The sequence below is a fragment of the Armatimonadota bacterium genome, from assembly GCA_018268395.1.
GTDB lineage: Bacteria > Armatimonadota > Fimbriimonadia > Fimbriimonadales > Fimbriimonadaceae > JAEURO01.
The window spans coordinates 983,038-996,275 of sequence record JAFDWQ010000001.1 but is presented as its reverse complement, the minus strand read 5'-3'; the positions used below and the strand labels follow the sequence as shown (position 1 = coordinate 996,275).

Here is a 13,238-nt window from a genome sequence, read left to right as displayed (position 1 = left end):
CGGCGGTCAGGCTCGAAGGATCGCGTCGAGCAACGGCCCGGCCCCGTCCCGGACAGGGTCGCAGACGGGCAGCCCGGTATCCCGCTCGACCTCGCGGACGGCCCCGCAGGCCCCGCCTTCGTCCAGATGGGACGTGTTCAACGCGATGCCGACGACTTTGGGGCTACCGAACGTGCCACAGGCGGACGCGGTGTCTTCGAACAGCCGGACGACCTCCTTCAGCGGCGGGACCTCGACCCAAGGAACACGGGGTAAACGGGTCATACCCGCGCGGTGGCACAGAACGAGGTGCGTCGGACAAGATCCTCGCATGAGCGGCAAAGTCGCCGAACTTCCAGGATGGATCAACGATCCTTGTCCCTCGATAACGATAAGTTGAGACGCTGAATACTTTAATGTTTCGTTCTCAACGGCTCCTGACGCATAGTCCAGGCGGACGGCGTCCAAAGGGACGCCGGCCCCAGTGATCACGATCCCGACCTGTCCCGTCGCGACGAACGCCGTCTCGACCCCCTTGGCCCGGGCCGACCTGGCGATTTCAAGCCCTGCCGTCATCTTGCCGACGCTCATGTCGGTTCCCACGGTCAAGACTCTGCGGTTCGCCATCAGACGCGCTTGAGCCCCGCCGACCCCGATTCCTGGCGGTTCGACGCGGACGTCCCAAACGAACTGGCCAGGCCCCAAAGTCGGAAACCGTCGAGAGAGCCCCTCATGGAGCCCGTTGACGAGGCTGAGGCCGCGCGCGACCGCTTCGTCCATCGCCGGACGCCAGTCGTCCGGGATCTGCCCTCCTGGAGGGGCGATTCCCAGGATCAAGACTTCAGCGCCCAGATCGGCCGCCTCGCCGACTCCAGCGACGATCGGGGCCCCGTGGACGATGCCCGTGACGTCCGCCAGCCTCTCACCGGCGTGGCCTTTGTCGATCACGGCGACGACCGGGTTCGGCGAATAACGGAGGACACCGAGGCCCATCTTCCCGGTCTTCGACTCAAAGGCGCCCTCCATGTAAAGGGCGAGCCGTGCCTCAGGGCCGAACATCGACCGCCTTCAGGGCCGCACCGTGGCCAGGCTTGTCCGTCGGGACTACGACGCCGTCCTTCCAGTCGGCACCGCTCGCAGGATCGGGTGCGAGGTTGAGGTGCGAGTCGAGATCGATATGGTCGAACAGGGCGCCGATCGCCGCTCCCGTAGAAATCGCGACCGAGCTCTCGCTCATACACCCGATCATCGTCGAAAGTCCGTGGGCCCGGGCCGTGGCGACGAGCCGCAACGCCTCTGTGACCCCGCCCGTCTTCATGATCTTCAAGTTGACGCCGTGGCACCGGTCGGCGACGGCCGGGACGTCGTGGCTCGTTCGGACGGACTCGTCCAAAAAGACCGGCAGTGGGGCGTCATGAAAAAGTGCAGGCAGTTCGTCCTCTTGTCCCGCGGCCAGCGGCTGTTCGACATAGTCGCAGCCCCTCTCGGACAACCAGCGTGCCATCGTCCGCGCGGTCTCGAGCGACCAACCTCCGTTCGCGTCGACGCGAAGCCCGATACGGAACGGTGCCGACGCTTCCCGCGCGGCCTCGAACGAAGCTTGGTCCGCTTCGGTCCCGTCAGGGTTCCCCAGTTTGACCTTCAGATAACGTGCGCCCGTCCGCGAGAGGATTTCCGGGACGCGATCTCGGATCACGTCCAGTGGGTTGATCCCGATCGTGACGCTGGACGCGACCTTCGGAAGCGGCAGTCCGAGTAAGCGGTAGAGGGGAAGGCCCGTTTGTTTCCCTTTGAGGTCCCAAAGGGCCGTGTCGAGTGCGGCTGCGGCCGCGGGATCGACTCCGGCATCGTGCATCGCCTGCCAGCAGGCATGAACGTCGCGCCGATGAAACCCGGCCTCGACGATCGGGGCCAATTGCGCCTCGCCCCAAGCGGACTGGTCGCCGTCCGAACCCGTCCCGAACGCGCACTCCCCGATGCCTTCGTGCTGCCCGTCCGATACGAAGACGAAGAGGTTGTCCGAGCCCGTGCTCGTCCCTCGGCTGATCGTCAAGGGGTAGCGCTTGGTCAGCCGCACCCGCTCGAACCTGACGTCCATCACGCGAGCCTACCGGTTGGGACGTTCCGGGTCACAGCAGGCCTCGAAGGTCGGGTGCACCGGCTTGCCCCGGTGGAAGCGCGCGTTCCACGCCGGTCAGGACAAGGAACGTGTCGCATCCCGCGGCCTGGCCGCAGGCGATGTCCGTGTCGATCCGGTCGCCGACGATGATGGTTTCGCTCAAGGCGGCGTCGCTGCCCGCAAGGGCCGCCAGCACGATGTCCGGAGCCGGTTTGCCCAGAACGCGCGGGGAACGTCCGGACGCGACTTCGATCGCCGCGACGATCGCGCCGGCTCCCGGCTGAAGGCGGCCTCCTTCCAGGGGGAACGTCGCGTCCCGGTTCGTGGCGAGGAACTCCTTGCCCTGTCGGACGAACGCCGCCGCGGTATCGAGGATCTCGTACGTGATCTGACGACAAATACCGACGAGCACCGTGTCGGGGTCTCGGTCCCCGAGCGCCACGCCCGCTTCCGTCAACGTGTGCCGAAGCGCGTCTTCACCGACGACGTAGACCTCGCGCTTCGTCCGGCACTCTGCGGCGGCGATCTGTCCCGAACCGATCACCCATTCGCTCCGACAAGGGACGCCCATGTGGTTCAGCATCGCCGAAACCTGGACAGGCCGTGCGGCCGAGTTGTTCGTCAGATACCTGACGGACGCACCGCGCCGGAGCAGTTCGGTGATCGTCGCGGGCGCATAGGGGACGGGTTGGCGTCCGCGGTACACCGTGCCGTCCAGATCGAACAGGTACAGGGAATAGGCCTTCACGGTTCAGGCGTCCCGTTCGACCACGAACCGAGCGACGCCTTCGAGGATGTCCTTGTACGGAGAATCGGGAAGCGCGGACAAGGCGGCGATCGCTTGGTCCGATTCGTGACGGGCGGCATCGGCGGCCTTGGCGAGGGCCCCTCGGTCCTTCATCCATCCACAAATCTGGGTCAGGTCGTCGTCGCCGACCCCGTTTCCGAAACGCGTCTCGACGAACACCGATTCTTCCGCTGACAGGGCGCCCGTCAGGAAGATGAGCGGAAGGGTCGGTTGTCCTTCGCGGAAGTCCGTAGCCCACGGTTTGCCCGTCTTGAGGCGGTCGCCGTCGTAGTCGAGCAGGTCGTCGGCGATCTGGAACGCGTCGCCGAGACGTCGACCGTATTCGGACAACGCGACGGTCACCGTCGGGTCCGCACCGGCGGTCATGGCTCCGACCCGGCACGCGCAGGACAAGAGCGCGGACGTCTTGCGCGCTACGACGGTCCGGTACGCGTCCTCCGATGCGGAAAGCAAGCCGCGAAGTTCCAGTTCCATCACCTCGCCCTCGGCCAGGTCGACCACGGCTTCGCTGACGCTTCTGATGATCTCGGTATCGCCGTCGGCCGCGAGGAGCCGCATCGCTTTAGCGAGCAAGACGTCTCCGCTGAGGATCGCCGCCGTGTTGCCGACGACGCTGGCCGCCGTCGGCCGGCCCCGCCTGGTCGGCGACTCGTCGATGACGTCGTCATGGACGAGCGTCGCCATATGGACCAGTTCGAGACAGGCGCCGATCCCGATGATGCGGGTGTCTTGGTCGGAGCCCCCGGCCGCGCACGCGCTCACGACGGCCAAGGCGGGTCGGAGCCGTTTGCCGCCCGCTTCCAGCGTCGTCTCGCCGACGGCCGCGACCGTCTTGACGACGCTCGCCGACTCCTGTCGCAGGCAGGCTTCGACCGCCTCCAGCCGTTCCGCCAATCCGGAGACCGCCCAAGGGGGCGCGACCTTGGACAGCAGTCCGACCATCGCGGGCGCGGTCATGGCCGGGTCCCCCAATGGACGCAGATGTTGCCGAAGAACAAGCGCCTGTGGCGGATATCGGTCAGACCTGCAGCCCTCATCGCGTCGTCCATCGCGTCCGGTTCGAGGAAGACGGTCGTACTCTTGGGAAGGTACGTGTACGCGGACGTCCTTCCGAACAGTCGGCCCAGCACCGGGACGGCCGTATGGAACACGCGCTCGGAGACCGCTCCGGCCAACCCCTTCGGGCGGGCCATGTCCACCGATGTGAACCGCCCGCCGGGCTTCAGGACACGGACGGCTTCGGCCAGGGCCCTTTCGACGGACGGAACGTTGCGCAGGCCCCAACCGACACTGTAAGAATCGAAGCTGGCGCCGCAGACCGGAAGCGCGCACGCGTCGCCCAGGCAAAGGCCGGATCTGGTCTTCCCACGGGCCCGGTCGAGCATCGGACCGGCGAAGTCGATGCCCACCACCCGGCCCTTCTGGCCGACGGCGCGACGGAGGACCGGAAGGAAGTCGCCCGTGCCGCAACAGACGTCGAGCGCGGCGTCACCCGGCTTCAACTGGAGCCCGTCCACCGCGATCGTCCGCCATTTCCGATGGAGACGGAAGCTCATCAGGCTGTTGAGCAGGTCGTAAGTGGGCGCGATGTCCGAAAACATCCCGCGGACGAACGCGCGCTTGTCTTCACCCTCCGCCAACCAGGGGCGCTTGTCAGCCCGGGACCCCATCTCTGAAGCGAAAGTCTACCGTGCCGTGTCACGAACTTTCAGAAACTATTGAAAGTTCAGGCCCGGCGGATCGGACGAACTCCCTATCGAAAGCAACCGACCGCATCGCCGCGAGATAGTAAAGTCTGAAAATGCTTGCCGCATACATCGTGGCGGCCATTGTGGGGGTCGGGCTGATCGTGTTCTCGGCGCTGGAGGGCTTGGGCGCCAATGCCGAGATCGGAGGGGGCGACCTCGCCAATGACGTCGACGCGTCTCACGGCCCGATCGAGGCCCATGACGCGGGCGGACACGCCGACTACGACCCCTTGGGAGAAAGCGCAGAGGGAGCCGTCTGGCTCCCCTTCCTTTCCGTCCGCTTCTGGACCTATGCGGTGGGGACGTTCGGGCTCCTGGGCACGCTCCTGACCCTGGCGAACGTCAGTCGCGAGCCGCTGACGGCGATCGTGGCCGTCGGGACGGCCCTCTTGACGGGCACGATCGCGGCCGTCGCCGTCCGGGCCTTGAGCAAGATGGAGCGGACGAGCTCGGCGAGCGAGACGGACTTCCTCGGCGTGGCGGGAAAAGTCACCGTCCCGATCCGTGGCAGCCTTCCCGGCAAAGTGAGGACCAGCGTCAAGGGCGACCTGATCGACCTCGTCGCGGTCAGTGACGACGGCGGAGAGATCTTGCAGGGCGAAGAGGTCGTCGTGATCGAGATCGACGGCAGACAGGCGCGGGTCTCGCGCTGCACAGACATCTTGGGAGAGTGAACCAAATGAACATCGCAGAACTCCTACAGTCCCTCGGCCCCATCGGGACGGCCGTCATGGGCGGGGTCACCGTGCTCGGGGCCCTGATCCTCTTCGTCATCCTGACCAAGTTCTTCCTCCGGATCTGCGGGCCGAACGAGGCCTTGATCATCTCCGGATTCTTGAGCGGCAGCGAGATCGACGGTCGAAAGCGCGGGTTCAAGCCTGTCATCGGGGGCCGCTGTCTGAGCATCCCGGGGTTGACGGAGGTCGACCGGATGTCCTTGGCCCTGATGGAGGTGCCGATCGCCGTCCGCAACGCCTACTCGCAAGGCGGTATCGCGATGAACGTCGAGGCGATCGCCAACGTGAAGATCAGTAGCGACGAACGCGTGATCTCGAACGCCGTCGAACGCTTCCTCGATACGAGCCGTGACGAAGTCCGCCGCGTGGCGAAGGAGACGCTCGAAGGGCATCTGCGAGGGGTCGTCGCCACACTGACCCCGGAGCAGGTCAACGAAGACCGCCTCGTCTTCGCCGAGGCGATGACGAAGGAGACGGAAGAAGACCTCAAGAAGCTCGGCCTGCACCTCGACACGCTCAAGATCCTCCACGTCAGCGACGAGGTCGGCTACCTCGACGCGACGAGCCGCAAGGCGATCGCCAACGTCGTCCGTTCGGCCGAGATCGCCGAATCGGACGCCAGGCGCCTGGCCGAGCAGGCCGAAGCCCAGAACACGGGACGAGCCAACGTCACCCGGGCCGAAACGGACTCCGCCATCGCCAAACTCACGAACGAACTTAGGACGGTCAAGGCCGACCTCTTGGCCAAGATCAACAGCGAAGAGGAACGCACCACCGCCGCGGCGAAAGAAGCCCGCGCCATCGCCGAACAGCAGCTCCAGAAGGTCCGTGCCGAACTGGAAGCGATCCGTCTGAAGGCCGACAAGGTCCTTCCTGCCGAAGCCCTTCGCATCGCGCAGGAATACGAAGCCCGGGGCCAGGCGGCGATCATCCGTGAACGGGGCCGTGCCGTCTCGGAGTCTCTGACCCTGCTCTATCAGGCGTGGCAGAAGGCCGGCCCGAGCGCGAAGCAGATCACCTTGATCGAAGAACTCGAGAACCTTCTGACGGCGGCGACGGAAGGCGTGAAGAAAGTCCACGTTGCCGAACTCCAGATCATCGACAGCGGGGACGGTCAGACCCTTCCGAACTACATGGCCGGGTTCCCCCAAATGTTGGGCAACGTCTTCGACGCCGTCCACCAGACCACAGGCATCGACATTCCGGCCTCGATCAGCGGCAAGGAGGACAAATAATGGAAATCGCCATGTTCGCCGTCGGCGTCGTCGTGACGCTGCTCGGACTCCTGGCCCTCAGTCTGCGAGCGCTCTTCTACGTGTGCGCGCCGAACCAGGTCATCATCTTCAGCGGTCAGAACCGGAGGGTCGGCGCGCGCAACGTCGGCTACCGCGTCCTCAAGGGCGGCAACACCCTGCGAAGGCCGTTCATCGAACGCGTCGACGTGCTCGACCTTTCGAACATGATCATCGAACTCAACGCGACGGGCGCCTATTCCAAGGGGGGCGTCCCCCTCAACGTCCAAGGCGTCGCGAACGTCAAGATCGCAGGCCATGAACCCGTCCTCAACAACGCGATCGAGCGCTTCCTCGGAAAGTCGCGGGCGGACATCATGGGCATCGCTAAAGCCACGCTCGAAGGCTCCCTCCGCGGCGTCCTTGCGACCCTGACGCCCGAACAGATCAACGAAGACCGCAACCTCTTCGCCGAGAAGCTCGTGCAGGAGGTCGAACAGGACATGACCGCGCTCGGCCTCGTCGTCGACACGCTCAAGATCCAGAACATCACCGACGACGTCAAGTACCTCGACTCCATCGGTCGGATCCGCAACGCCGAACTCCTGTCGTCCGCACGGATCGCCGAATCCCAGGCCCGTGCCGACGCCGTCGTCCGTGCCGCCGAGAACCAGCTTCAGGAAGTCCAGTCGCAGATGACCGCGCAGACGTCCGTCGCGAACGCCGACGCCCAGAAGCGGCTCACCGACGCCTTGACGCGCCGCGACTCGGTCATCGCCGAAGAACGGGCCGCCGTCGCCGCGCTTCTGGCCCAGGCCGAGGCCGATATCGCCGTCCAGAAAGCGCGCCTCGAACAGGTGCGCCGAAAACTCGAAGCCGACGTCATCCAACCGGCAATGGCCGAATGTGAGGCGATGGAACAGCAAGCCGCCGCCGACGTCGCCGCGATCATCGAAGACGGCAAAGCCAAAGCCGAGGCGCTTACGCGGATGTCGCAGTCGTGGCAGGAAGCCGGCGACCAAGCCCGCGAGATCTTCCTGCTCCAGAAGATCGAGGGCGTCATCCGTCAAGTGACGTCGACGATCTCCGAGACCAACGTCGGGAAGATGACGCTCATCGACGCCAAGACGTCCGGCGCGAACGGGTCCGATCCCGTCTCGCCTGCCCGGCTCATGGCCCTCAACGAACAGCTGAAGCAGATGTTCGGGATCGACCTGGCCGAAAAAGTGAAGGGCCTCGGGTCGACGAAAGCGACGCCGCCGACGACGCCCGAACCTGTCGCCGCCCTCCGAGAAGAGGCTCCGGCCATTGAGACCGTCACCGCTCCGCCGTTGCTGGAGCCGCGCGGCCGACGCCCGAAAGCGCAGGAGCAGGACTAAAGCGCGGCGAACAGGTCGACGACGTTCCCGTCAGGGTCGACGACCTGGGCGTACCTCTGTCCCCAGAACGCGTCCCACGGCGCGGTCTTCCCCGTGAAGCCCGCGCCCGTGACGGTCGCATAGGCGGCGTCCACGTCGGCTGGACCGTCGCAAGCGAAGGCGAGCCCCATCCGGTGGCCCGTCGGCTCCGCCCAGTCCGGCATGAAGCTCTTCACCGTCTCGACGTCGTCGAGCATCACCCGCAACCCGTTTGCGGTGGACGCCTCGATATGGTCCTCTCCGCCCGGTTCCTCGGGAAAGGGCAGGCCGAGAAGTCGGTAGAAGCGCAGCGACTCGGCCATGTCTTTGACGACGATGCCGATCGCGTCGAGTCGGGGTGCCATGGCGTGACGATACACCGTGGCCGCCGCGACAGGAGGGTGCCCCGGTCTGGCCCGGTGGCTTTTTGCCGGTGTCGGACGGGACCGACCGGAGGGCAGGCCGGGTGTCAGAGAGCGTTAATGCTTGACGTCCGCCAAAGCCTGGCGCGTGATCTCTTCGAGCGCCGAGTGGTCGTCTGTGAGCACGGGCGAATCGGCGTCGGGCTTGAAGACCTCGAAGTGCGGGAGCGCCCGTCCGATCTGGGCCTTGATCTCCGGCTCGACCTTCGCCTCGGTGAGACGCCCCACGAACTCCGACCATTCGACCTTCTTCGTGAACGCGAACAGCATGCGGTTGCCCTCGCCGCGCGGGAGGACGAACACGGACGGGAAGACCTCCGAGACCGTCCGCCCGATCGCTTTGAGAAGCTTTCGCTCCTGGCTCGGGTCGGAAACGTTCATCATGAGAAGCGCGTCGTCCGTCATGTGGTCGCGAACGAGCCGGAAACATTCCTTCGTCGCGAGATAGAAGGGGATATAGAGCCCGCCCTGGTAGAGGTCCATCTGCACGATGTCGTACCGGTCCTTGCGGGCCATCAGCCACGGACGCGCGTCGGCGACGTGGACTTTGAGCCAGGGGGCTTCGCGCGGGATGCCGAAGTACTTCTCCGCCGCGTCAACCACCTTCGGATCGATCTCCACCGCGTCGAACACGACGTCCTTCGACGTCAACCGGGACGCCGTCAAGGAACTGCCCGCCCCCATCCCCAGGACCAGCCCCTTCTTCGCGGGCACGAGGACCGGGCCGAAAAGAAAGTCGTCGAAGTAGAAGCCCGTGAACGCTTGTCCTTCGACCTTGATCGTCTGGGCGCCTTTCGTGCTGTTGAGCGAGAGGATCTTGGCCGGGCCGTCCTCTTGGACGAGGATGAGGTTGTAGGCCGACTCGGCGACGTAGGTCGCGCCTTTCGCCCACGCCGGGGGCGGCGCGAAGGGCAAGAGTCCGAGCAAGAGGATGAAGGCCGCGGCAGAAGCCTTGCGCGTGGCCAATCCCGCCACCGCCACCACCAGCGTCGTCGCACAGGCGCTCACCAGGGTCGCCTGCGTCCCCATCTGCGGGACGAGGAAGAACGTCGTCAGGATGATGCCGAAGATGCTGCCGACGGTCGAAAGGGCATAGATCCGGCCCGCGGTCGTTCCGACGTGGCCCTCCTTGGCCAGAAGGCGGATGAGATAGGGGCCGACGGTCGCAAGGGCCACCATCGGCGGCGTGAAGACGATCAGCGTCGCGAGGATGCTGCCCGTGACCTCGCCCGTCCCTGCGAGCTTTTCGAGAAGCGGATGCACGGTGAAGAGCAACGCCAACTGGTAGACGCCGGAAAAGAGCACCAGCCAGTAGAGCGGCCCGTCGTCGCGGCTCCTGTCCGCCAGCCACCCGCCGAGGGCGTAGCCGATGACCAGGGCGACCATGACGACGCAGATCATGTTGCCCCAGACATAGATGGAGTAGCCGAAGTACGGGGCATAGAGCCGGAAGGCCAACATCTCCAGGACGAGGATCACGGCGCCGGCCAAGAGGGACGTCGAGAGCCAGAGCCCGAGCCTCGGACGAGGGACTTTCGTTTCTTCCATCTGTCCGTCGTTGGGACGGACGGAGGCTCAGGTTCGCCGCTTCTAGGGTCGGAGTCAGGCATGGGCCGGTTGAAGGACGCGGGCGTCCGCGGTTCCGAAAAAGCCGCGATAGAGTGGCTTGACTAACGGGTGACCCGGCTGCCTCCAGACTCCGGACACCGTCTCATTCCGCACGCCGCCGGAACCTCGTCTGGAGGCTTCGTCCGCACCGACTCGAATTCCCAGCACGCCGACATGACGAAAACGTCGGCTTCCGGGACATCCCGGTTCTGGTCGTGCCGACACTTGGCCAAGCAGGGGAAGCGTTACTGCCGGGAGCCGTCGGTCAAGCCTCCAGACTCAATTGGCTTCTTGTCGGCATCGCGAGAACTTCGGAGTCTGGAGGCAGCCGACACCGGATGGATCACAAACCTCGTCGCCACTGGCCGGGGTGCCGGTTACACCCCGGTTCCAAAGGAACGTGTCCGGCCGGGGCGTCTTGCCCTTGCCGCACGTCGAGCGATACGTGTAAGTTTTGGCTGTCAGAATGGACAAACTGTCGGATCTGATCCTCGAGCTCGTCATAGAAACCCTCGTGTTCATGGCGTGAATCCGAGGGTTTACGGCGCGAAGCATCGGTTTCTTGGTGTGAATCCGAGGGTTCATGACGTGAAGCATCGGTTTTATGGCGTGATGCTTCCAGGTCATAGCTTGAACCGGCCGGGTGGCATGGGTGAAACGGGATGTCCGTGCCCGTTTGCACCCATGTCCGTGACACGGACCCTCAAAGCTGGGGAAAGTCAACTTTGAAAGCGCAGTCCTCGCCCCGATATGCCGCCGCGCTCGAAAACTTCCAGTCGCAAGGGTGAGAGCGAGGCACCAGGGCGAAGGATCGCCCTTCGGTCACCGATGCCGTTTTCTCTAGGTTTTCGTGCAGGTACCGGATTTTTGAACCTACGGCGCTCCTCAGGTGCTGCACGCTTGCTACGCGCTTGCCACACGCTTGCTGCACGCATCATCCAAAAGTCCCGGATGCAGGGGACTTGCCTGGCTGAAGCCAGGGCTCCTGCGGACTGAAGTCCGCGCTCCGTCCGGACCACCGGACCGACCCGAACCACCCGTATGCGCTTCACTGGTCGGGCCCCTTGGAAGGCCCACGCCGCCGCCCTACTTCTTCCGCTTCAGATAAGCGTAGGCGTTGTGGGCGTGGATGGACTCTTCGTTCTCGACTTCGATCTCATAGGAGCAGATCCGCTCGTCCGCGTCGAACCGTAACGCGACCTCGCGCACGAGGTCTTCGACGAAACGCGGGTTCTCGTACCCGTGTTCCGTCACCCACTTTTCGTCCGGACGCTTGAGCACGGGGAACAGAGGGCAGGACGCCGAGGCCTCGATCATCTCGATCAGTTCTTCCAGCCAAATGTGCCGCGGGCCGCGCACGCGCGCCGTCACCCAACCGCGCTGGTTGTGCGCACCATAGGCGGAGATCTCCTTGGAACACGGGCAGAGCGTCGCCACGGGCACCTTGACGAAGAGTTCGATCGCGAACTCGCCGTTGCCTTCGGCGTTGAAGCCGCAGGTGTACTCCATCATCCCTTCCTTGCCCGTGACGGGCGCGGCCTTGACCATGAAAAACGGGAAGGTGACCTCCACGTGCGCCTTCTCGGCGTGAAGTTTCTCGGACATCTCGTGCAGCAGCGCGGGCAGGCTGTTCACGCTGATCTCGCGGCCGTGCGAGTTGAGCGCCTCGAGGAAGCGGCTCATGTGGGTGCCTTTGAAGTGGCTGGGCAGGTCCACCGTGAGCGTGAAGTTGCCGATCGTGTGCTGGCGTTCGTTGGCCCGGTCGAGCACGACGATCGGGAACTTGACGCCGCGCACGCCGACCTTGTCGATCGGGATGTTCCGTTCGTCGGGCGTCTTCTGGATGTCGGGCAACGTCGCAGTAGCCGGGCTGAGTTCAGGGGAATCGGGCATAAGCGGACCGCGCTTTTGTGGAGACCATGACTTCATACGCCAAACCGCACCGTCGGGTCCGGGACCTTAGAAACCTGTGAAGGAGGCTTCGAGCAGGGACGCGATGTGGACGACCTCGATACCGCCACCGTCCTCGCGGGCGGCCTGGGCGATCCAGCCGTGACAGCCGGGGTTGGCGGTGACGACGAGGCGCGCCCCCGTCGCTTTGATGTCGGCCCATTTGGCGTCGAGCATCTTTTTCGCACGCGTCGGCTGGAGGACGTTGTAGACCCCGCCGCTTCCGCAGCACGCTCCGGGTTCGGCGAGCTCGAGGACGCGGAGACCGGGCACCGCCGCCAAGAGGGCCCGCGGCTGCATTGTGATCCGTTGCCCGTGGGAGAGGTGGCACGCGTCCTGGTAGACCACGGCGAGGCCGCCGAAACCTTGCGACCGCTCCAGAAGCGGGGCCAAGCCCTTGGCGGCGAGGAACTCGGTGACGTCTTGCACCGGTCGGGTCGAAGCCTCTTTGAGCCAGCTTCCACACCCGGCCGCGTTCACGACGAGGAGGGCGTCCCCTTCAGCCATGACGGCCTTGGCCATGCGACGGGCGTCGTCGAGACGGCCGTTGTGCGCATGGAGGGCGCCGCAGCATCCGCGGGCCAGGGTGCTCTGGAACCCCACGCGCCTGAGAAGCCGCCGCGTCGCTTCATGGACGTCAGGATACATCACGCCCATCGCGCAACCTTCGAGCAGGGCGACCTGGCCCTGAAGGAGCGGAAGCGAGGTTTCGTCGACGTCCGGCAGCACGCGCCGCTCCGGCAATCGGGGAAGGTCTGCGACTTGCCGCTCTTTCGTCAGTCCGCGCGCCAGGAGGGAGGGCATCGGCATGCGCGGCAAGAGCCCGGCGAGGGCCAAGGACGCTCTCAGGCGCCTGGGATCGGTGACATGGTCGAGGAGCCGATGGACCGCCCGGCGGGGCGACCGCTGCTCGGCCTTGTCGCGGACAGTCTCGATCAGTTCGCCGTACCGCACGGCGCTGGGGCAGGCCGTCTCGCACGCCCGACATCCCACGCACGTGTCGAACGAGCGGCGGACGTCCTCGTTCAGGTCGAGGCTTCCGTCGTCCACGCTTCGGGCCAAGTAGATCCGGCCTCGCGGGGATTCGCTCTCGTCGCCTGTGATCCGGAACGTCGGACACGATTCGAGGCAGAACCCGCAACGCACGCACGACGCGGCCAGATCGGAGATCTCCGACACGCTCCCATTGTGGGTCGGTGGGGAGGGCAAAAGAAAGGATCCCTCGGCCGTGGCCAAGG

The 13,238-nt window shown here is 65.3% G+C and carries 12 protein-coding genes; 3 read left to right on the top strand and 9 right to left on the bottom strand.

What is annotated here, in order from left to right; all coding sequences use genetic code 11:
- Nucleotides 1-6 precede the first annotated feature (6 nt).
- Genes JST30_04575 through JST30_04555 form a run of 5 tightly spaced genes read right to left on the bottom strand, consistent with a single transcriptional unit; the run spans nucleotide 7 to nucleotide 4,576 of the window.
- A complete protein-coding gene (locus JST30_04575) occupies nucleotides 7-1,038 on the bottom strand; it encodes a DUF1611 domain-containing protein (GenBank protein MBS1713592.1) in 1,032 nt (343 codons plus the stop codon).
- Nucleotides 1,025-2,077: a dipeptide epimerase gene (locus JST30_04570; protein ID MBS1713591.1), complete on the bottom strand. Its 1,053-nt coding sequence runs from the start codon at nucleotides 2,075-2,077 to the stop codon at nucleotides 1,025-1,027. The genes JST30_04575 and JST30_04570 overlap by 14 nt, the downstream gene beginning before the upstream one ends.
- Nucleotides 2,078-2,108: 31 nt before the next feature.
- Entirely contained in the window at nucleotides 2,109-2,846 is a 738-nt protein-coding gene (locus JST30_04565; GenBank protein ID MBS1713590.1) for an HAD-IIA family hydrolase, read from the bottom strand.
- Between the two features lie 3 nt (nucleotides 2,847-2,849).
- Nucleotides 2,850-3,863 (bottom strand): polyprenyl synthetase family protein, encoded by a 1,014-nt coding sequence (locus JST30_04560; GenBank protein MBS1713589.1) that lies wholly within the window; start codon nucleotides 3,861-3,863, stop codon nucleotides 2,850-2,852.
- The gene (locus JST30_04555) at nucleotides 3,860-4,576 is read right to left on the bottom strand and encodes a ubiquinone/menaquinone biosynthesis methyltransferase (protein MBS1713588.1); all 717 of its coding nucleotides are present in this window, start codon (nucleotides 4,574-4,576) and stop codon (nucleotides 3,860-3,862) included. Before JST30_04555 ends, JST30_04560 begins: the two co-directional genes overlap by 4 nt.
- Before the next feature lie 131 nt (nucleotides 4,577-4,707).
- Here JST30_04555 and JST30_04550 point away from each other — a divergent pair, with 131 nt between their 5' ends.
- Genes JST30_04550 through JST30_04540 form a run of 3 tightly spaced genes read left to right on the top strand, consistent with a single transcriptional unit; the run spans nucleotide 4,708 to nucleotide 8,002 of the window.
- Nucleotides 4,708-5,328, top strand: a complete 621-nt coding sequence (locus JST30_04550) for an NfeD family protein (protein MBS1713587.1) — start codon at nucleotides 4,708-4,710, stop codon at nucleotides 5,326-5,328.
- 5 nt (nucleotides 5,329-5,333) lie between these two features.
- Nucleotides 5,334-6,626, top strand: a complete 1,293-nt coding sequence (locus JST30_04545) for a flotillin family protein (GenBank protein MBS1713586.1) — start codon at nucleotides 5,334-5,336, stop codon at nucleotides 6,624-6,626.
- Complete coding sequence (locus tag JST30_04540; GenBank protein ID MBS1713585.1) at nucleotides 6,626-8,002, top strand: flotillin family protein; 1,377 nt, start codon at nucleotides 6,626-6,628, stop codon at nucleotides 8,000-8,002. Before JST30_04545 ends, JST30_04540 begins: the two co-directional genes overlap by 1 nt.
- On the opposite strand, the gene JST30_04535 is transcribed toward JST30_04540, so the two are convergent.
- From JST30_04535 to JST30_04520, 4 genes are all read right to left on the bottom strand, one after another.
- A complete protein-coding gene (locus JST30_04535; GenBank protein MBS1713584.1) occupies nucleotides 7,999-8,385 on the bottom strand; it encodes a VOC family protein in 387 nt (128 codons plus the stop codon). The genes JST30_04540 and JST30_04535 overlap by 4 nt on opposite strands.
- 114 nt (nucleotides 8,386-8,499) lie before the next feature.
- Nucleotides 8,500-9,990 carry a fused MFS/spermidine synthase gene (locus JST30_04530; protein ID MBS1713583.1) on the bottom strand — a complete coding sequence of 497 codons (1,491 nt, stop codon included), beginning with the start codon at nucleotides 9,988-9,990 and terminating at the stop codon, nucleotides 8,500-8,502.
- A 1,146-nt stretch (nucleotides 9,991-11,136) separates the two neighbouring features.
- On the bottom strand, nucleotides 11,137-11,943 hold the full coding sequence (locus JST30_04525; GenBank protein ID MBS1713582.1) for a GTP cyclohydrolase I FolE2: 807 nt from the start codon (nucleotides 11,941-11,943) through the stop codon (nucleotides 11,137-11,139).
- A 66-nt stretch (nucleotides 11,944-12,009) separates the two neighbouring features.
- Nucleotides 12,010-13,179, bottom strand: a complete 1,170-nt coding sequence (locus JST30_04520) for a (Fe-S)-binding protein (GenBank protein MBS1713581.1) — start codon at nucleotides 13,177-13,179, stop codon at nucleotides 12,010-12,012.
- Between the last annotated feature and the right edge of the window lie 59 nt (nucleotides 13,180-13,238).